This is a genomic window from Gaetbulibacter sp. S0825, from assembly GCF_011777505.1.
Classification (GTDB): domain Bacteria; phylum Bacteroidota; class Bacteroidia; order Flavobacteriales; family Flavobacteriaceae; genus Pontimicrobium.
The window spans coordinates 113,190-132,568 of sequence record NZ_JAATJT010000001.1 but is presented as its reverse complement, the minus strand read 5'-3'; the positions used below and the strand labels follow the sequence as shown (position 1 = coordinate 132,568).

The following is a 19,379-nucleotide window of genomic DNA, read 5'->3' as shown; positions in this document are numbered from 1 at the left end:
TTAGCATGGAAACAGCTGTTTTTAAGTCTTACGAAAATGGTTTTTATACGTTTTGGTTTGATAATGGTGGTGAAATTATGTTTGATGATGCTTTACCAAAGGTGTTAGCTAAATATGATTTAAAAAATGATAGCTCATTATTAGACACAGAATTCTATATTACTTTCACAGAAAAATTTGATAAAAGTGATGAAAATGTTGTGATATACACTATAATGAGTTTAAAGCCGCTTTATGAGTGATATTTTTTTTACAAACAATTCCCAAATTAAGAACCCATAAACGATACAATATTCCAACACAATAATCCATAGGTTTTCTACCTTGTCAGCTTTCCCTATTTGCAAATAAGCCAAATAACTTAGTACAATAACAAAACTCCAAACCAGTGGGAATTTATACTTAGTAAAAATTGATAAAATTAGTAAGGTCGCAACATACCAAGGATGCACTGTGGTTGCTGTAAAGTAGTAAAACGATAAAGCAAAAAGCATTGCAGTCATAGCCTGAATCATTGATGAATTCTTTCGTAAAAAAGCCATAGTAACAACAAAAAGAAACACAATAATAGCTGTGTATGTTCCAATAATGGTTATTTCGTTATAACCTCTAAACAAGTAGCCAATCTCTCTAGCTAAATAATACATACTTCCATTAAACTCAAAATTTTGAAACCATAAACCAATTGTTTCGGCATAGTTGGTTATAAACTGTGAAGAATAAAACGGCAGAAACAGTAAAATAGTAGTTGCACCTACAATTACATAAAATGACATCAATTTTGTCATGCTGAGCCTTCCGACTTTGCTCAAGACAGGCTTTGTCGAAGCATCTCGTTTGGTAAACCATTGATAAAACAAAGGCAAAAACAACAATGGAATTAGTTTGATTGACACAGAACAAGCGAAGACAACGGCAGCAAATTTCCATTTGCCAGAATGAAGCAAATATAAACTCCAAACTAAGAAGAAAATCATCACACCTTCAAAGTGCAAATTTCCTGTAAGTTCAATAATAATAAAAGGATTCAATATATACCATAAGATATTATGAATTGGTAATTTGAGTTTTTTAAGTAGTTTTTTTCCAAAATAGAATGTGCCGAAATCGGTAGCAATTATAATGAGCCTTAAAACAACAGCAGAGCCTAAAATATTGTTTCCTGAAAATAATCCTGCAATAACAAAACACAATTGTTTTAGAGGCGGATAGTTTGTGTAATGTCCAGCACTTAAACTTCCCATCCCAGCATATAATTCTTGTGCTTGCGCTACAGGGAATTCACCATTTGTAATAAACGATTCTGGTGTAAACAGATAAGGGTTAAAACCCTCTAAAATCATGCGACCATCCCAAATAAAACGGTAAAAATCTTGAGAGAGATTTGGAATAGCAAGTATAAAAATAGCTCGAAATCCAAAAGCAATCCAAGTAAGCAATTTTAAATTGTGTTTTGAAGTTTGAACGAGTTTATAAAACAGAAAAAATAATCCAGTATATAAACCGATTAGTTTAATATAGTCGGTTCTAACTAGGTCGTAAGCAAAAGAAAAATAAAATAAAATTGAAGCTACTGAAAGTAATAAAGGTATTTTATGAAGCTTCCAATACTGCATTAAACTTTAGATGTTATCGATTTAAAAAACACAAACCCAAAACCAAGGAATAGCATCAAATGAAAAGGGAACAGACCAAAATCACCACCTTGGTCGCCAACTATAAACGCACTATACATTCCGAATGCAAAATAAAGCATCAGCAAACCTTCAAAAATTACGTTTAGCGAAATATTCTTTTTAAGGTATTTATTGCCTTTCCAGCTATCTTTTAGAGAGTTGATATTGAATTTTGGCGTACGTATAAAATCGCTACGTTTACCTAAATGCCCTTCTATTACTGCAATGGAATTATGCAAAGAGAAGCCCATTGCAATAGAGAAAAAGGTAATGAACATACCTATGTATTGTACGAAACTCTTTAAACTACTTCCATAAGTTTTCTTAAATATAAACCAATAGCAAATAAAAAATATGACTGTACTAATCACGAAGAAACTCATCATATAAAAATACATTCTAAGATGTATGTGTTCGTTTTTAATATATAGCATTGGGATACTTAAAACACCAACAATGAGTACGTTTAAAAACATGGTGCTATTCAATAAATGTAATAATCCATGTAACTTAGTTTTTGCTGAAATATTCTGATTTTTCAACACTTTCCACATCATTTTTCTAAAGTTTTCAGCACCACCTTTATTCCATCTAAACTGTTGTGAACGAGCAGCGCTAATAACCACAGGTAATTCAGCAGGGGTTTCAACGTCTTCTAGATATTTAAATTTCCAATTCTTTAATTGTGCTCTATAGCTTAAATCTAAATCTTCCGTCAATGTGTCTCCTTCCCAATTTCCAGCATCAAGGATACACTCTTTACGCCAAACGCCTGCTGTACCATTAAAGTTAATAAAATGCCCTTTACTATTTCTTCCAACTTGTTCTAAGGAGAAATGCGCATCTAGTGCAAAAGCTTGAATTTTTGTAAGTATAGAATAATCTCTATTAATGTGTCCCCATCGAGTTTGTACAACACCAATTTCTGAATCTTTAAAAAAGGGAATAGTTTTTTTAAGCCAATTGGGTTCTGGTAAAAAATCGGCATCAAAAATCGCAATGAATTCACCTTTTGCAATTTTCAAGCCTTCTTTAAGTGCGCCAGCTTTAAAATTATTTCGGTTATCACGAAGTACGTGTTGAATATTTAATCCTGTTAGCTGTAATACTTTAATGTGTGCTACAGTTGTTTCAAGCGATTCATCGGTAGAATCATCTAATACTTGAATTTCTAATTTATCTTTTGGGTAATCAATTTTAGAAATATTTTCCAACAAACGTTCCATAACATACAATTCATTATAGACTGGAAGTTGAATAGTAACTAACGGAATTTCATCAGGATTGGAAAAATCAAATTTAGGAGCTTTGTCTTGTTTTTTTTGAGCTGACAGGTAATTAAATAGCAGATTTAACTGAGCCAAGGCATACATGAAAATAAGTATGAGCGCTGTGGAATAAATAATGATTATGATAGTTTCTAAAATCATTTTTTAAAGCTGTATTTAAAAATCCAACCTAGTATTTTTATGCCTGCAAATATAGCACCTTTTATAGTTCCAGATACTTTGGAAACACCAATTCGATTTCTATAATTCACAGGAATTTCAACATATTTAAATTTTTGTTTTAAGGCCTTTAATTGCATTTCTACAGTCCAACCATAGGTTTTGTCCTCCATATTTAAAGCTAATAGCTTTTCGTATTTTATGGCTCTAAAGGGACCTAAGTCAGTAAATGTTGATTTGAACATTAATCGCATTAAACTTGTGGCTAACCAGTTTCCAAATATTTGAGGTATGGTCATTGAACCTTTTTCTCTAAGTCGCTTAACTCTAGCTCCAATTACAAAATCAATGTCCTCTTTTACAATCGGCTCTACTATTTTGGTAAGTTCTTCTGGGTAATCACTGTAATCGCCATCTAAAAAAACAATAATATCTGGTTTTGTTTCCTGTTTTGAAACATAATCCACTCCTTTTAAGCAGGCATAACCATATCCTTTTCTCGATTCTTTTAAAACAGTTGCTCCAGCTTGTTTGGCAATAGTTTCGGTTGCGTCAGTTGAATTATTACTCACCACAATAACCTCATCGACAATCTCAGGAATGTCGTTTATGACATGAGAAATTGAATCAGCTTCATTATAAGCAGGAATGATGACTTTTATTATTGGCATTTAAAGTTTCTTTTGAAGTTGCAAAAGTACAATAGTTTTGCGGTTATTTTTGATTCACCAAATCCATCAAATCCACATCATTACCAAGAAGGATTTCTGTAGGATTGATACGTCCTTTTTCAGGTCCATTTTCTAATTTTAAAACACCTCTTGGGCAAACTGCAGAACATATGCCGCATCCAACACAACTAGCTCGTACAATATTTTCTCCTTTCTGCGCATAAGCTCTTACATCAATACCTTGTTCGCAATAAGTAGAACAATTACCACATGAGATACATTGTCCGCCATTAGTTGTAATTCTGAATCGAGATTTGAAGCGTTGCACAATGCCTAAGTAAGCTGCTAATGGACAACCAAATCGGCACCACACACGATTTCCAAAAATTGGATAAAAACCTGTGCCAATTACACCAGCGAAAAATGCTCCTATTAAAAGGCCATAAATATCTTGAATGGTTTGAGTTCTAATTCCTAAAACACCTTCTGCTCCTGAAAAATAGGTGTAAAGCGTAAATCCTGTCATAACTAAAGCAAACACCAAAACACCATGCACTAGCCAACGTTCAAGTTTCCAAGCTTTTAATGATTTATCTGAAAGATGTCTATAAGGGTCTCCTAATGTTTCGGCTAATCCACCACAACCACAAACCCAAGAGCAGTACCATCGTTTTCCAAAGAAATACACCATCACAGGAACTATGACAAGTGTTAGAACAATTCCCCAAATGAGAATAAATAATCCTAATCCACCACTTGCAATAAGTTCATCTAGATTCCATTTAAAGAAGAAATCGTAGTCTAATGGGAAGGCATTTTTAAAATCGTACCAAGGTTTTTCAAAGCGAATAAGAATTTCAGGGATTAAAAATGCGAACACAATTTGAAAGAATAACACTGAAGTGGTTCGTAATATTTGATATTTATTATGACGATACTTAATGTACATTCTCACAGCCATCACAGTCATGACAGTACAATACAAAAAGCCATATAAAAACCACTGACTTGCTAAATTGCCACTTAAACTTTCGCTAATTGGGTCAACAATGTAGGTCCAATTCACAATATAGTCTGGTCTAAAATAGAGCAGTAAATAAAACCCAACCAAAAAGACAAATGCAAACCAACCAATCCAACCTCTATTGGTTGCAGTATTGAACCAAATGCCATTGTTTTTGATTCCAGGAGGTCCTTTTATAACCACATTTGGAATGATATGCATCAAAGCTCCTATAATGCCTAATCCAAAGGTGAGCCACCAAAACAACCATTTATTGTCCTTAATTAAACCACTTCCTCCTTGTTTTGCTATTTCATAAGTTAAGCTATGAGGCTTGTCCCAAATCACTTTATCCCATTCGCTATTTTTTTTAAGCGTTTCGTTCGCACTTTCTAGTACTGATGTAATTTCAGTTGAAAACGAAAACGGATTACTGAATTCCTTACCAACAACTTGACTATTCATGTTATTTATGAAAAGTTCACTTTTTATGCCTTTGTTGCTGACTAGATTCTCTAGAATTTCAGGAGTAACTTCATATCTTCCAAAAAAGATCAAAGAAGTAAATATGGCTAGACCAACTAAAAACAAAGCAAGTCCTATGTTTTGTATCTGCTTCATATTAATTGGTTTGAAAGATTCGTTTCCAGCTTTTCTTTTTTAGTTGAATATTGGTGTTATTTTGGGTATTGAATTTTGTAACTATTTCTTTTTCATGAAGTTTATAAAACTCAGGATCAAAATTGGCATCAGCTAAATGTTCTAATACATATTCAACGGTTTGTTTTTTAGTAAGAATTTTATCAAAAAACTCATGACGCATTCGTATGCCGAAGTTGTTAATACCTATAAACTCACGCGTATTTTTATCATAACTAATATGAAAACATTTTTTGCCACTTTCGTGCTCCCAATAAAAGCGCGCTTCATTGTCTTTTGGCTGTGGCCAAACCCAGCCATAGGTTTGGTATTCAATATCAAAAAACTTTGCAGAGTTAAACCAATGTCCTGGTTTATATTCAATTCTGTTGCCACAAATGGTTTGCGCAACAGTTTCTCCCATCATGCGTCCAGTGTACCAAACCGCTTCAATTGGTCTGCGATTCCCAATAGCTTCACGCTGCTCAGCACAATCACCAATAGCATAAATGTTTGGAATGCTCGTTTCTAAATAACGATTTACTTTAATACCTCTTCCAGTTTCTATTTCTGAATTTTTAATGAAATTAATATTTGGTGACACACCAGCTGTTAGACCAACTATATTACAAGGTATTTCTTCGCCAGTTTCTTTAATAATTACAGATTTTACTTGTCCATTTTCATCAGATTTGATTTCTTTTAAATTGGAAGACAATCTCAAATCAATACCATTACTAAGGATTTCTTTGTTAATCATGGCACTTTCTTCAGAAGGTAAAACACCATTCCAAAAACTAGTTTCTCGTACTAAAAAGGTCACAGGAATATGACGAGAATGCAGCATTTCGGCTAACTCAATACCAATGAGTCCACCACCAACAATCACTGCTCGTTTACACACTTTGTTGTTTGGTGCATAGACTTCAAGGTTTTCTAAATCTTGTTTAGAGTATAAGCTTTGAACGCCTTTTAAATATTGTCCTGGCCATCCAAATTTGTTTGGTTGGCTTCCTGTGGCAATAATGAGTTTGTCATATTGTAAAAAGTCGCCTTCGGCAAAATGTAAAGTGTTGTTTTCTGTATCAATACGTTCAACATAACCTTTTTTTAAATCGATGCGATTTTTTTTCCAAAACCAGTTTTCGTAAGGCTGCGTATGTTCAAACTTCATGTGTCCCATGTACACATACATAAGTGCAGTACGCGAAAAGAAATAGTCAGATTCAGCAGAAACAATAGTAATTTTTTTATCAGAACCTTTTCGAATATGTCTAGCTGCAGTCACGCCAGAAATTCCGTTTCCAATAATTACAATATGCTCCATAGTTGTGGTTTAGTTGAAAGGTTTGTCGAACGTTTTGTTAAATCCTTAACTAGATAATTTCAGATTGTTTAAATTTAGAAATTAATTAACACTTATGAAGATTCTTTTTCGGCTTTGTTTGATATTGTTTCTATGCTCATGTAGTATGACTACTTACAAGGCTCCAAAAATAAATGGAGTGAGTTTTGTTGCATCAAGAGATTCAATTTCTGAAAAACACATTCGGCCAGTATTAAATGTTAATGCCAATTATGCAGCTATTATGCCTTTTGGTTTTTTTAGAGACGTTGAGAATCCTGAGATTATTTACAATACAAATAGACAATGGTTTGGGGAATCAAAATTGGGAGCAAAACAATATATTGAAGCACTGCACAAACAAGATATTAAAGTCATGATGAAGCCTCATATTTGGATTGGTAGAGGTAATTTTACTGGTCATGTAACTATGTCATCGGAAGACAAGTGGCGACAGTTTGAAGCTTCATATTCAAAGTTTATTCTAGATTTTGCTGAATTAGCAGAAGAAACAAATGCCGAAATACTTTGTATTGGAACAGAATTAGAAAAATTTATTGAGCACAGACCAGCGTATTGGTTCGAATTAATAAAAAAGATTAAAACTATTTATAAAGGGAAACTGACGTACGCAGCTAATTGGGATGAATTTAAACGTACGCCTTTTTGGGGCGATTTAGATTATATTGGTGTTGATGCTTATTTTCCTGTTAGTGATTCACAAACACCAACAGTTGAAGAATGTTTAGAAGGTTGGAAGATACATAAAGCTGTTATAAACGAGCTTTCTGATAAATTTGATAAACCTATTTTATTCACTGAATTTGGATATAGAAGTGTGGATTATTCTGGAAAAGAACCTTGGAAATCTGACAGAAGTATGAATAGTGTTAACATGGATGCTCAGGTAAATACGACCAAGGCATTATTAGATACCTTTTGGCAAGAAGACTGGTTTGCTGGTGGGTTTGTTTGGAAATGGTTTCATAACTATGAAAGAAGCGGAGGAGAAGATAACACCCAATTTACACCACAAAACAAGCCTGTTGAAGCGATTGTAAAAGAGACTTATTTGAAACATAAAAATTTATGAGAAGATATTTTTTAATGGCTTTTTTAATTTTTTCTATTGGATGTGAAAGTAATAAAGTTAATCGCAGAGTTGTGCAAATGGATGATGTCATTCACAAAATGAAAGAAAATAACAGTAATTACGAATCTTGGTTTAGATACAAAACTCCAACTAATATAAATGAGAATGAAATAAGAAGTGTAGATTCTTTGTTACTCGAAGAAGTGGAACAATTTAACACAAAGCAAAAGGAATCTGAAAGAACGATGGATGATTTAATTCATATAGAAAAGTATCAATGTAATTATATTCCTGTTTTAAATGAACAAGGAGAAAAAATAATTTATGTTATTTCAAAAAGAGTTAATGATAATAGTACTTGGTGGGAAGTATATGAGATATTAGGTATTCGAGATGGTTATATTTCTGTATTCAAATTTAGCCTCAACTTGTCCGAAAAAAAAGGAGGAAAAATTATGCCTAATGGAGAAGCTTAATTAAGCAATATGCTTCTTATAATAGCTATATAATTCTTCAGCAGAAGCGCCAAACCATTTTTTTACATAAATAGCCCAAAAATGATATTGAAGCTTCCAAATACCGTATTTTTCGTAGCGTCTTGCTGAGGTAATTAGCTTTTTATTAATGACCTTAAACTGTTTGCGCTTATAAAGCTCATTAATTAAAATGTTGTCTTCATAAATGATATAGCTTTCATCAAAACCACCAATATCATCAAAAAGTTCTTTAGTTATAAACTGACTTTGGTCGCCACCTCTACAGGCTCTCCAATGAAATTGCGTAAGCCAACTTGCTAAGCGTAACCACCAATGGTTTTGATCGAATTGCAATCTAAAACAACCAGCAGGATTCCCTTTTTCAACTTCATTAATAATATACTCGTCAAAGTGTTTTGGAGGAAAGGAGTCGGCATGCAAAAAGTATATTATGTTTCCTGTTGCGAAGTTTGAACCTGTATTCATTTGTTTGGCTCTGCCTTTTTCTGAGCTTCTTAAAAGAATGTCAGGTCGAGTATTTTCGCTTTGCGGAAAAGTATCGAGGCCTTTTTGGTTTACTTCTCGATAAAATTCTTCACTTTGTACAGAATTACTCGAAGTGACAAAAGATAAAACTATGTCTTTCGAAGCATCAGTACTTCCGCCATCAACAACAATAATTTCTGCTATGTTTTGCTTTGAAGAATTTTCAATTAGGCGATTAAGCAGTTTTTCAATAGTTTCTGCTTCATTAAGAATAGGAATAATGATTGAAATTTTAGTCATTCAAGTCCCAATTGTAATCTTTGTATCGCTTTTTAGCGTTTGGTGAAATGTTGACTTCTGAATATTGATTTAAGAAATCAATCAAGCTTCCATTTTTGGTAAAGTCTTTTGAAAACCAATCGAATATTTTTGAAATCTTGATGTTATTTTTTGAAATTTCATTTCGGTTCGTGTCTGCTAAAAATTCTTTGGTTGCTTTAGTTAATTGCAAATCCAACTTTTCCGAAGTAAAGGCTTTGTTTTGTAACTTCGGACAAGAATAAGACGCGCACACAATAGCAAAATGAATTCGAGGTTCATCCATGTTACGTAAAATTTCGTGTTCAATTTCATCTAAATTATACTCGAAATTAGCAGGTTTCCATAAACGTTGTTTCCAAGGGTTTTTAATGTCTTTAATGCTTTTTACAGGATAGTTTCTAATAATTAAATCGACTGTTAGTGCATTATAAGCGTTAATCCAGAACGCCAGTTTTTCTTCTCTTGAAATAGTTTGAAAGATATCATTGGAATGGAATAAACCTAAGACTTTTATGTATCCTAATAATTTTTTATGTTCAGTCTGAAACGATTTATAATTGACATTTCCATCATCCGAAACGTGTTTTTGTAATAACTCATCCCATAATAAATGAATCGGACCGGTTCGTTTTGATAGTTCCTGATGAAATTGCATATTCTGTTGGGTGGAGCTTTGAGCAATGGCTTTATTATTAAAGCAAGATAATAGAACTATAGAAAGAAGATATAATAATCTCATTTTTAAATTTAGATTTAATCAACACTAACTAACAGCAACCACCACCATCATAATGATAAGTGGATTCACTAATGTATATGTCGTCTCTTTTTAGAGAAGCTAACGCTCCTGCTGTTTTGTCGCAAATAGCAAGTGGTTGATTTTTTAATAAGATGTGTCCAGCATTATCATCAATAAAATCTTCTTCACCAAAATAAATAGCTGCTTTTCCAGTAAACACACATGGACCATCTTCTGGCATAGAGTCTTTAATGGCAGCTACTTCTATTGATTCGATATAAATTAATTCATCAGTCGCATAATGTTTAGGGTCTAAAATTCTATATGGTTTTCTGGCGCGAATTTCAATTGTTCCAAAACCTGCATCAGTTAGCATTTTTACATACTCAGCAATTGGTAAACTTCCACTTAAACATAAAGCACGTAATCTATCGTCATTTCTTAAATCATCATTCATTGGTTGCTCACAGGTTGGGTCACTCATAACTAAACGGCCATGTGGTTTAAGCACGCGATACATTTCAGCAATGGCTTTTTTTAAATCATCTTCTTTAAAAATATTAAACAAGCAATTCTGCGCAGCCACATCGATGCTGTTGTCTTCAACTGGAAGATGCATCGCATCTCCTTTTTTTAGTTCTACAAAGTCACTCTTAAACCAAGGATTTAAGGCTTCAGCTTCTACAAAGTTCTTTCGTGAAGCTTCTAACATTTCGTCAACGACATCAATGCCAATCACACCTCCTTTTTGGCGATTAAAATATGAGAACTGTAATAACTCCATACCTCCACCAACACCAACATAGAGCATCTTGGGATTGTTGGTTAAATCGCGAACATGAACTGTAGAGCCACAACCATAATTCATTTCTTGCATGATTCTAGGGATTTTTAAACCAGGTAATTCCCAAATAGGGTTTGTTGTACAGCATAAACCAACATCTGGAGTTAATGCGGCTTCTTTATATACGTCGTGGGTAGTTTCTAGGTAATTGCTCATAATTATAAGGTCTTAATTAGTTCTTTAAATAAAGTAATCATTTCTGGTTCCGCTTTATATGCCATGGCAATGATTTCTTCAATATTTACTGGTTTTAGATTATCTGGGTCGCATTCATCTGTTAAAACTGACACAGCTGCAGCTTTTAATTTTAAATGATTGGCTACAATTATTTCAGGAACTGTACTCATGCCTACAGCATCAGCACCAATTATTTTTAGCATTCTATATTCTGCTCTTGTTTCAAGTTGAGGCCCAACAACACTCGCATAAACTCCTTTGTGAAGTTTAATATTATTCTCTTTAGCAATTTTTTCAATTTTAGAATTGATTTCTAAATCATAAGGGGCACTCATATCAGCAAATCGCTCTCCAAGTTGCGAAACGTCTTTAAAGGCCAAAGGTGAACTCCCTTGTAAATTAATGTGGTCGTCAATTAGCATTAATTCTCCTTTTTTAAAATTTAAATTAATTGCTCCAGAAGCATTAGAGACTAATAAGGTGTGGATTCCTAATTTCTCCATAATACGAACTGGATAAGTTACATCTTGAAGTGAATAGCCTTCGTATACATGAAAGCGACCTTGCATAACAATCACTTTTTTACCTTCTAACATTCCATAAATAAGTTTTCCTTTATGAAACTCGACTGTGGCAGTTGGAAAATATGGAATGTGATTATAACTTACTTCTTTAATAATGCCAATCTCATCAAGAAGTTGCCCTAAACCTGTTCCAAGAACAATGCCTATTTCTGGCTTATCAAATCCTTTTTCTATTAAATATTCAGTTGTTTTTTCTATTTGCTTAGTCATATAGAAATGAGTTTTAAAAATTTTGGATACTCCTGTAAATCTTCAAAAGTATCAATATCATTTAAGGTTTCAATGAGTGATACCTCAATTTTTTTCTGTTTTAACTCTGCTAAAGTTTCTTCTAATAAAACTGAAGTACTCCACGCTTTATTTTCAAAAATACAGTTGTGAAATTTGGACATTCCAATTAGATAATAACCTCCATCTTCCGCTGGGCCAAACACAACATCATTGTTTTGTAATTCATTAAATCCGTCTTGAATGATTTTGGTTGAAATATTTGGCAAATCAGACCCTATAAGGGCAATTTTTTCATAACCATCATCAAATCCATCTTGAAAAGCATTGCTCATTCGTTCACCTAAATCGGTTCCTTTTTGAATAGTTTTATAATCGTTTGGCCATTTTTCGTCAACGATATTATCAGAAAAATAGATGCGTTTATCTACATTTATTTTTGAGGTTGCTTTTTCAGTAACCTTAACTAAGGCTTTGTAAACTTTAAAAGCATTTTCATTACCAACTGTTTTGGCCAATCGTGTCTTGACCTTTCCAAGTTTAATATTCTTAACAAAGATGATGAGTAGTGTTTTTGACATATTTTAAGCTACAGAACCTTGACAACTGCTTCCTGCTCCAGCAGTACAACCATAACAATGTTGAGAGATTACAATGTCTCTGTCGTTGAGTAAGTTTTCGTTATAATCACTTATGTGTTTTACTTTACTAGCCACTTTTAAATCTAACATTTGATTAAAATCGCAATCGTACAACCAACCATCCCAACTTACTGAAATCGTGTTTGTACACATTACGTTGGCAACAGCTGCTGGATTGTAAGCTTCAACTAAAGCATACATGTAGTCTTCATAATTTTCAGAAGCAATTAAATAATCTAAAAACCTCGAAATAGGTAGGTTAGTAATTGCAAACAAATTATGAAATTGAATATTAAAATCTTCTAATAAGGCTTTCTTAAAATCCTTTTCCATAGACGCTTGGTCACTTGGTAAAAAAGCACCTGATGGATTATAAACCAAATCCAGTTTTAAGTCACTATTTGGCATACCGTAACCAATGGCATTTAAATCTTGTAGTGCTTTAATGGATTGATCAAAAACACCTTCACCACGTTGTTTGTCTGTTTTTCCTCTAGTCCAATGCGGCATTGAGCTTATAACATGTACATTATGTTTTTTGAAAAATTCGGGTAAATCATAATACTTTTTATTAGCTCTAATAATGGTTAAGTTAGAACGAACAATAAAATCTTTGATGCCAGCTTTTGAGGCTTCCTCAACAAACCACCTAAAATTCGGATTCATTTCTGGAGCACCGCCAGTTAAATCTAGAGTATGAGCTCCAGTATTTTTAATGACCTCCAAGCATTGCTTCATAGTGTCTTTAGTCATTATTTCTTTTCTATCTGGACCAGCATCAACATGGCAATGTTCACAAACCTGATTACACATATAGCCAACATTAATTTGAAGAATTTCAAGCTTTTTAGGTCTTAACGGAAAATGACCAATTTCAGCAATTTTATCTTTAAATTTTGGTAATTCACCAGTTTTAAAAATCCCATTTGAAAGGATTTCTAGTTGCCTATTGCTATTGGCTAATTCGCTTTCACGCTTATGTAATGATTGTGTTTTAAGTTTGGTCATATTTAGAGTTACTATCCATCAAGTTTATTAACTTTATTCATCATTTGCACCCCATGCACTAGAGCAGCTCCACTTTTAATTGCTGCGCCAACATGAACAGCTTCCATCATTTCTTCTTTGGTGATTCCTCGTTGCAATCCATCTTTAGAATAAGCATCAATACAATAAGGGCATTTTTCGGTATGAGATACAGCTAAAGCGATTAAAGATTTTTCTCTAGCAGTGAGTGCGCCTTCTTGAAAAACGGAGTTGTAATAATCAAAAAATTTGGTCCCAAGTTCTTCACTCCATTCAGTAATATTCCCAAATTTTCTAAGATCTGCTGGGTCGTAATATGTTTTAGACATTTATATAAATTTAAGTCGTTTTCATTAGTCCGAAAAATATACAAAAGATTACACTTATGCTATTAAAAGATTCTTAATTAAAAGCACAAAAACGCCTATTGTTTTTAATTTAAAATCAATTTAACATTGAAACCTTAAAGAAAAGTAATTAAATTGCGACTTATATAATTATTTGAATAATATGAAAATGAGAAGCACCCAAAAAATTAAAAATTCATTATTAAATCTATGTCTTGTAGTGTTAGGTTTTACTGTGTCTGCACAAAATTTAAACCAACCACTACCTGCAGATCAAAGTATTAAAAAGGGAGTCTTGCCAAACGGTATGACTTATTATTTGCACAGTACAGATGTTACAAAAGATGTGGCAAGCTATTATATAATTCAAAATGTTGGATCTGTTTTAGAAAATGACGACCAACAAGGATTGGCTCACTTTTTAGAACACATGGCATTTAACGGTACCGAGAACTTTGAAGGAAAAGGCATTTTAAATACCCTTGAAAAGGAAGGTATAGTATTTGGAAAAGATATAAACGCGTATACATCCTTTGATGAGACAGTGTATAATATTAATAACGTACCAACAACACCTGAATTAATAGAAACAGGATTGCTAATTCTTCGTGATTGGTGTAATTACTTGTCACTAACAGATGAAGAAATTGACGCAGAAAGAGGTGTGATTAAAGAAGAATGGCGAACACGCCAAAGTGGTCAAATGCGAATTTTACAGCAATCTATCGAAACGATGTTTGGTGGTTCAAAATATGCAAAGCGTATTCCAATTGGTGATATGGATGTTATTGAAAACTTTGAGTATAAAGCTCTTCGTGATTTTTATCACGATTGGTATCGAACAGATTTACAAGCCATTGCTATAGTTGGAGATATTGATGTTAACGAGATGGAGAAAAAAATAATAGAAAAATTCTCATCTATTCCAGCGATTGAAAATGCACCAGAACGCTTCGTAGTTAAAATTGAAGATAACGAAAAGCTTATGTACGATATCGCTATGGATAAGGAAGTGTCTACAGCAAATATTTCATTTGGTATTCGATATGATAAATCCTTAAAAGACGAATCAATTGTTGATTTAGCTCAAGGTCTTATTGATAATATGATTTCTAGTATTTTAAGCACACGTTTTCAAGAAATATCTCAAAAACCAGATGCGCCTTTTATGGCAGTTGGAGCTGGATTTGGAGACATGACTAGATTACATAATGCGTTTAATGTGCGAGTAATTCCTAAACCTGACATGCAACAAGAAGCATTTAAATTAGCTATGGCTGAAATTAATAGAGCTGTTAAGTTTGGATTTACTAATGCTGAAATCACTAGAATTAAAGCACAATTATCTAATGGTTACGAAAATCAGATAGCAAAACGTAATGATCGTCCACATGGACAAATAATACGCTCTATCCAAAAAAATTATCTTGAGAATGCACATTTAACAGATATCGAAAAGGAATATGAGATTGTAAAGGTGTTGTTTAACGTAATAACTCAAGACCATTTGTTAAAGAGAATGCAAGGTATGTATACTCAAAAAAACAGAAGTATCGTTGTAACTGGTGTAGAAGGAAAAAACAATTTAACAGAAGAGCAGGCAATTCAAATCTTAAATGAGGTTGAAAACGATGAGACTCTAAAGCCCTATGAAGAGGAGGAGGAAGTAAAATCATTAATGACAGGAGTTAATTTAGTTCCTGGAAAGATTGTAAGTGAAAAGGCAAATGAAACGCTAGGATTTACAACTTTTTCCTTAAGTAATGGTATTAGTGTACATTACAAGTTTGCTGATAAAAATAAAAACGATGTAAAACTAGAAGCTATAAGTGATGGAGGAAAATCGTTATTAAAAGTTGATGAATTGCCTTCAGCCGAAATAGTTGGTAATGTGGTACAGTTATCTGGGCTTGGTGAATTTTCAATGACCGATTTACCTAAAGTTCTAGCTGGAAAAACAGCAAACACATTTTTTAGCATCGGAGAAACTACTGAAGCTATCATTGGGTCATCTTCAACAAAAGATGTAGAAACAATGCTGCAAATGGTAAACTTACGTTTTACAAAACCACGTTTTGACGAAACCAGTTATGGTGTATTAATGCAGAACGTTGATAATTTCTTGACAAGAAAAAGTAAAGACTTAAATTCTAAAATGTCTGATAGTGTTACTACAACACTTTATGGTAATAATCACCCAACAAAACGTATTTTTAATAAAGCATTTGTTGAAGATATGAGTTTTGAAAAATCAAAAGCGGTTTACAAGAGTCGATTTAATAATGCTGCCGATTTTACTTTCTTTATTGTTGGTGATGTTGTAAAAGACGATTTAAAACCATTATTAGCTAACTATATTGCTAGTATTCCAACTACAAATCTTAAAGAAAATTGGAAAAACAATGCCGTGGAATGGTCTGCTAAAAATGTAGATAAAGATATTTATTTACCAATGGAAGACCCAAAAAGTTCTGTTCGTATAGCTTATAAAAAAGAAATGCCTCATACTTTAAAAGACGAGATTTTAATGTCTGCATTAGGTAAAATTCTTCAACTACGTTACACAGAAGCTTTAAGAGAGGACGAAGGCGGCACTTATGGAGCAAGTAGTAATGGATTTATGGTAAAAGAACCTAGGTCATTAGCATACTTGTCTATATCGTTTGATTGTAACCCAGATTTGGTTGAAAAACTAATCACTATTGTCCATAAAGAAATAGAAGCAATTAAAAATGGCACAGTTTTACAAAATGATTTGGATAAAATAACGACCAATATTTTAAAAGAAAGAGAAGATAGTAAGAGTCTTAATGCTTACGAAATGGCATCAATAAAGAATTTGATATTGGAAGGCTATAACATGGATGCACCTGAAAATTTTGAAAATATTGTTAAATCAATGACAAAGAAAGATATTCAAGATATGGCAAAAAGATTGTTAGATGACCATAAATCGTTTGAAATTGTATTTAAACCAGAACAGTAGTATAATGTTAAGTTAAAATAAATAGGGTTTTAGATACATTTATTCTAAAACCCTATTTTTGAATTTGTTTAAAACCATCATAATGAAACATATCATTGTAGTTATTGCTTTTCTGTTTATCACTTTGCTCCCTGCTCAAATTTTGGAGCCTGTAAAGTGGGAGTTTCAAACAGAAAAACTATCTGAAGATGAGTATCAGTTAAAATTCATTGCTTTAGTGGATGCAAATTGGGCTATCTATTCACAAGATATTCCTGAAGATGGACCAATACCTACAAGCTTTGAGTTTGACGAGAGCGATGCATTTGCATTAATTGGAAAGGTTAAGGAAAATGATAAAAATAAGGTAACCAAACACGACTCTGTGTTTAACATGACCTTGTCTAAATTTTACAATAAAGCCGAATTTACACAAGTTGTAAAGTTGTCAAATCCAAAGGCTACCATTACAGGAACGCTCAATTTCATGACCTGTGACGATAAGCGTTGCTTGCCTCCAACCGATGTTCCTTTTGAATTTAGTATTTCAGATAATTTATTTGAGCAAGATGGCATTCCTGAGTTTAATTTAGGCAGTTCTCAAATACTAGACCCTGTATCGTGGGAATTTGAAACAAAAAAAGTTAGTGAGGAAGAATACGATATCATTTTTAAGGCTAATATCGAAGACACATGGGCTGTATATTCACAATTTGTTGAAGAAGGAGGCCCTTTGCCTACCATATTTAATTTTGAAGAAAGTAACGACTATCACCTAATTAACTCAGTTGTTGAAAGTGATGATAACAAAGAAACAAAACACGATAAGGTGTTTGATATGGAAGTGTCTAAGTTTTATAACCAAGCCACTTTTACACAACGAATTAGAGTAGTTGGCAATCAATTTGAGATTAATGGCTATGTAGAATATATGACTTGTGATGATGAGCAATGTATTTTTAAACCAGACAATCCGTTTAAGTTTAAGTATTCAAAGGACACGGGTTTAATAGCTATTAATGACGATTCAAACTTAGTTGCCAATCCAATAATTGTTAATACCGAAGACACCAACCAGTTGCTCTATGGTATGTCTGCTGGCGATATTTCAAAATCAGAAATAAATTGTGATATAGAAGGCGCAACAATAACGTCTAATGTAGAAGAACAAGGAAAATCGCTTTGGAGTATTTTTGGACTGGGATTTTTAGGAGGATTAATAGCTTTGTTAACACCATGTGTGTTCCCTATGATACCTTTAACCGTGAGTTTCTTCACAAAAAAAGGAGATAATGCCAAAAGTAAGGGCGTCTCAAAAGCATTGCTTTATGGCTTTTTCATTTTTGCAGTTTATGTGGTGTTAAGTGTACCATTTCATTTATTAGATTCAGTTAATCCAGATATCCTGAATGAAATTTCAACAAACGTAGTATTGAATGTCATTTTCTTTATCATTTTTGTCTTTTTTGCATTTTCATTTTTCGGATATTACGAGTTAACCTTGCCTGCACGTTGGACAAATAAAACCACACAAGGCGAAAATATTGGAGGTGTTTTTGGAATTTTTTTTATGGCACTTACCCTTGCTATAGTGTCATTTTCATGTACGGGACCAATTTTAGGCTCGCTGTTAGCTGGCTCCTTAACCGCTGATGGTGGTGCGTGGCAACTTACAGCTGGAATGGCTGGATTTGGAGTGTCTTTAGGTTTGCCATTTGCATTGTTTGCCATGTTCCCAAATATGTTAAATGCATTACCAAAATCTGGAGGTTGGTTAAATACAACCAAAGTAGTTTTAGGGTTTTTAGAGTTAGCCTTAGCTTTTAAGTTTTTATCGAATGCCGATTTAGTGCAACATTGGGGAATATTAAAATTTGAAGCATTCCTTGGTTTATGGATAATCATTTTTGCTGGATTAGCTTTATATGTTTTTGGTAAAATCAAGTTCCCGCATGATTCTCCAGTAAAAAAATTATCGTTTTTTAGAATTTCTTCAGGGATTTTAGTAGTGGCTTTTGTAGTGTATTTAGCATCAGGATTCAGGGTTAATAAAGAAACAGATACGTTTACATCACTTACACTTTTAAGCGGACTAACACCGCCAGTTGGTTACAGCTTCTTAAAACCTAATGAGTGTCCAAACAACTTAGATTGCTTTAAAGATTTAAAAACTGGTATTGCTCATGCCAAGAAAGTTAACAAACCAATTATTTTAGATTTTACAGGTTATGCTTGTGTCAATTGCAGGAAAATGGAAGAGCATGTTTGGCCATTACCTTCAATAGACAAGTATTTAAGAAACGATTATGTGTTAATATCGTTATATGTAGATGATAAAAAAGAACTGCCAGAAAGTGAACGGATTGAAGTTCCTAGAATTAATGGTGGCACAAGAACTTTAAAAAATTATGGACACAAGTGGGCGCATTATCAAACACAGTTCTTTCAAACCAATTCACAGCCTTATTATGTATTGTTAAGTCCTGATGGTACTAAAATATTAAATCAACCTGTTGGCTACACTCCAGATGAGGAAGAGTATGTTAAGTTCCTAGAATGCGGGCTAAATGTGTTTAATAAAACTAATAAAACAGATTTTAATATAACACCCTAATTTTTTAGTTACGTAAAGCAATTCTTTTCACTATTTTTGTACACGCTAAATTTTAA

At 33.1% G+C, this 19,379-nt stretch carries 17 protein-coding genes; 5 read left to right on the top strand and 12 right to left on the bottom strand.

Annotated elements, in window-relative coordinates; genetic code table 11:
* Positions 1-5: 5 nt before the first annotated feature.
* A complete protein-coding gene (locus HB672_RS00615) occupies positions 6-242 on the top strand; it encodes a hypothetical protein (RefSeq protein WP_167606007.1) in 237 nt (78 codons plus the stop codon).
* On the opposite strand, the gene HB672_RS00610 is transcribed toward HB672_RS00615, so the two are convergent.
* Genes HB672_RS00610 through HB672_RS00590 form a run of 5 tightly spaced genes read right to left on the bottom strand, consistent with a single transcriptional unit; the run spans position 222 to position 6,764 of the window.
* Positions 222-1,616, bottom strand: coding sequence for a mannosyltransferase (locus tag HB672_RS00610; protein WP_167606004.1), 1,395 nt, complete (start codon positions 1,614-1,616; stop codon positions 222-224). The genes HB672_RS00615 and HB672_RS00610 overlap by 21 nt on opposite strands.
* Positions 1,616-3,106 carry a cellulose synthase family protein gene (locus tag HB672_RS00605; protein WP_167606001.1) on the bottom strand — a complete coding sequence of 497 codons (1,491 nt, stop codon included), beginning with the start codon at positions 3,104-3,106 and terminating at the stop codon, positions 1,616-1,618. The genes HB672_RS00610 and HB672_RS00605 overlap by 1 nt, the downstream gene beginning before the upstream one ends.
* Entirely contained in the window at positions 3,103-3,795 is a 693-nt protein-coding gene (locus HB672_RS00600) for a glycosyltransferase family 2 protein (protein ID WP_167605998.1), read from the bottom strand. Before HB672_RS00600 ends, HB672_RS00605 begins: the two co-directional genes overlap by 4 nt.
* 43 nt (positions 3,796-3,838) lie before the next feature.
* On the bottom strand, positions 3,839-5,419 hold the full coding sequence (locus HB672_RS00595) for a 4Fe-4S dicluster domain-containing protein (RefSeq protein WP_167605995.1): 1,581 nt from the start codon (positions 5,417-5,419) through the stop codon (positions 3,839-3,841).
* Position 5,420: 1 nt separating this feature from the next.
* Positions 5,421-6,764, bottom strand: coding sequence for an FAD/NAD(P)-binding oxidoreductase (locus HB672_RS00590; protein WP_167605992.1), 1,344 nt, complete (start codon positions 6,762-6,764; stop codon positions 5,421-5,423).
* A gap of 145 nt (positions 6,765-6,909) precedes the next feature.
* Between HB672_RS00590 and HB672_RS00585 the strand changes: the two genes are divergently transcribed.
* Both HB672_RS00585 and HB672_RS00580 read left to right on the top strand, forming a co-directional pair.
* On the top strand, positions 6,910-7,875 hold the full coding sequence (locus HB672_RS00585) for a glycoside hydrolase (protein ID WP_244306555.1): 966 nt from the start codon (positions 6,910-6,912) through the stop codon (positions 7,873-7,875).
* Positions 7,872-8,351 carry a hypothetical protein gene (locus HB672_RS00580; RefSeq protein WP_167605986.1) on the top strand — a complete coding sequence of 160 codons (480 nt, stop codon included), beginning with the start codon at positions 7,872-7,874 and terminating at the stop codon, positions 8,349-8,351. Before HB672_RS00585 ends, HB672_RS00580 begins: the two co-directional genes overlap by 4 nt.
* Here HB672_RS00580 and HB672_RS00575 read toward each other — a convergent pair whose 3' ends face one another.
* From HB672_RS00575 to HB672_RS00545, 7 genes are read right to left on the bottom strand one after another with little or no spacing between them, the layout of a single operon-like run.
* Complete coding sequence (locus tag HB672_RS00575; RefSeq protein WP_167605983.1) at positions 8,352-9,137, bottom strand: TIGR04283 family arsenosugar biosynthesis glycosyltransferase; 786 nt, start codon at positions 9,135-9,137, stop codon at positions 8,352-8,354.
* On the bottom strand, positions 9,130-9,897 hold the full coding sequence (locus HB672_RS00570) for a DUF547 domain-containing protein (protein ID WP_167605981.1): 768 nt from the start codon (positions 9,895-9,897) through the stop codon (positions 9,130-9,132). The genes HB672_RS00575 and HB672_RS00570 overlap by 8 nt, the downstream gene beginning before the upstream one ends.
* 28 nt (positions 9,898-9,925) lie before the next feature.
* A complete protein-coding gene (arsM, locus tag HB672_RS00565) occupies positions 9,926-10,897 on the bottom strand; it encodes an arsenosugar biosynthesis arsenite methyltransferase ArsM (RefSeq protein WP_167605978.1) in 972 nt (323 codons plus the stop codon).
* Between the two features lie 2 nt (positions 10,898-10,899).
* Positions 10,900-11,712 (bottom strand): purine-nucleoside phosphorylase, encoded by an 813-nt coding sequence (locus tag HB672_RS00560; RefSeq protein WP_167605975.1) that lies wholly within the window; start codon positions 11,710-11,712, stop codon positions 10,900-10,902.
* Entirely contained in the window at positions 11,709-12,311 is a 603-nt protein-coding gene (locus HB672_RS00555) for a TIGR04282 family arsenosugar biosynthesis glycosyltransferase (protein ID WP_167605973.1), read from the bottom strand. The genes HB672_RS00560 and HB672_RS00555 overlap by 4 nt, the downstream gene beginning before the upstream one ends.
* A gap of 3 nt (positions 12,312-12,314) precedes the next feature.
* Positions 12,315-13,379, bottom strand: coding sequence for an arsenosugar biosynthesis radical SAM (seleno)protein ArsS (gene arsS / locus HB672_RS00550; protein WP_167605970.1), 1,065 nt, complete (start codon positions 13,377-13,379; stop codon positions 12,315-12,317).
* A gap of 11 nt (positions 13,380-13,390) precedes the next feature.
* The gene (locus HB672_RS00545; protein ID WP_167605967.1) at positions 13,391-13,726 is read right to left on the bottom strand and encodes an arsenosugar biosynthesis-associated peroxidase-like protein; all 336 of its coding nucleotides are present in this window, start codon (positions 13,724-13,726) and stop codon (positions 13,391-13,393) included.
* A 187-nt stretch (positions 13,727-13,913) separates the two neighbouring features.
* Here HB672_RS00545 and HB672_RS00540 point away from each other — a divergent pair, with 187 nt between their 5' ends.
* A complete protein-coding gene (locus HB672_RS00540; protein ID WP_167605964.1) occupies positions 13,914-16,730 on the top strand; it encodes an insulinase family protein in 2,817 nt (938 codons plus the stop codon).
* Positions 16,731-16,812: 82 nt separating this feature from the next.
* Entirely contained in the window at positions 16,813-19,323 is a 2,511-nt protein-coding gene (locus HB672_RS00535) for a cytochrome c biogenesis protein CcdA (RefSeq protein ID WP_167605961.1), read from the top strand.
* Positions 19,324-19,379: the final 56 nt, after the last annotated feature.

What these genes read in the sequence shown, in the direction of transcription:
- HB672_RS00615 (WP_167606007.1), top strand. Translation starts at nt 6, where the DNA reads ATGGAAACAGCTGTTTTTAAGTCTTACGAAAATGGTTTTTATACGTTT.
- HB672_RS00610 (WP_167606004.1), bottom strand. Translation starts at nt 1,616, where the DNA reads ATGCAGTATTGGAAGCTTCATAAAATACCTTTATTACTTTCAGTAGCT.
- HB672_RS00605 (WP_167606001.1), bottom strand. Translation starts at nt 3,106, where the DNA reads ATGATTTTAGAAACTATCATAATCATTATTTATTCCACAGCGCTCATA.
- HB672_RS00600 (WP_167605998.1), bottom strand. Translation starts at nt 3,795, where the DNA reads ATGCCAATAATAAAAGTCATCATTCCTGCTTATAATGAAGCTGATTCA.
- HB672_RS00595 (WP_167605995.1), bottom strand. Translation starts at nt 5,419, where the DNA reads ATGAAGCAGATACAAAACATAGGACTTGCTTTGTTTTTAGTTGGTCTA.
- HB672_RS00590 (WP_167605992.1), bottom strand. Translation starts at nt 6,764, where the DNA reads ATGGAGCATATTGTAATTATTGGAAACGGAATTTCTGGCGTGACTGCA.
- HB672_RS00585 (WP_244306555.1), top strand. Translation starts at nt 6,910, where the DNA reads ATGACTACTTACAAGGCTCCAAAAATAAATGGAGTGAGTTTTGTTGCA.
- HB672_RS00580 (WP_167605986.1), top strand. Translation starts at nt 7,872, where the DNA reads ATGAGAAGATATTTTTTAATGGCTTTTTTAATTTTTTCTATTGGATGT.
- HB672_RS00575 (WP_167605983.1), bottom strand. Translation starts at nt 9,137, where the DNA reads ATGACTAAAATTTCAATCATTATTCCTATTCTTAATGAAGCAGAAACT.
- HB672_RS00570 (WP_167605981.1), bottom strand. Translation starts at nt 9,897, where the DNA reads ATGAGATTATTATATCTTCTTTCTATAGTTCTATTATCTTGCTTTAAT.
- arsM (WP_167605978.1), bottom strand. Translation starts at nt 10,897, where the DNA reads ATGAGCAATTACCTAGAAACTACCCACGACGTATATAAAGAAGCCGCA.
- HB672_RS00560 (WP_167605975.1), bottom strand. Translation starts at nt 11,712, where the DNA reads ATGACTAAGCAAATAGAAAAAACAACTGAATATTTAATAGAAAAAGGA.
- HB672_RS00555 (WP_167605973.1), bottom strand. Translation starts at nt 12,311, where the DNA reads ATGTCAAAAACACTACTCATCATCTTTGTTAAGAATATTAAACTTGGA.
- arsS (WP_167605970.1), bottom strand. Translation starts at nt 13,379, where the DNA reads ATGACCAAACTTAAAACACAATCATTACATAAGCGTGAAAGCGAATTA.
- HB672_RS00545 (WP_167605967.1), bottom strand. Translation starts at nt 13,726, where the DNA reads ATGTCTAAAACATATTACGACCCAGCAGATCTTAGAAAATTTGGGAAT.
- HB672_RS00540 (WP_167605964.1), top strand. Translation starts at nt 13,914, where the DNA reads ATGAGAAGCACCCAAAAAATTAAAAATTCATTATTAAATCTATGTCTT.
- HB672_RS00535 (WP_167605961.1), top strand. Translation starts at nt 16,813, where the DNA reads ATGAAACATATCATTGTAGTTATTGCTTTTCTGTTTATCACTTTGCTC.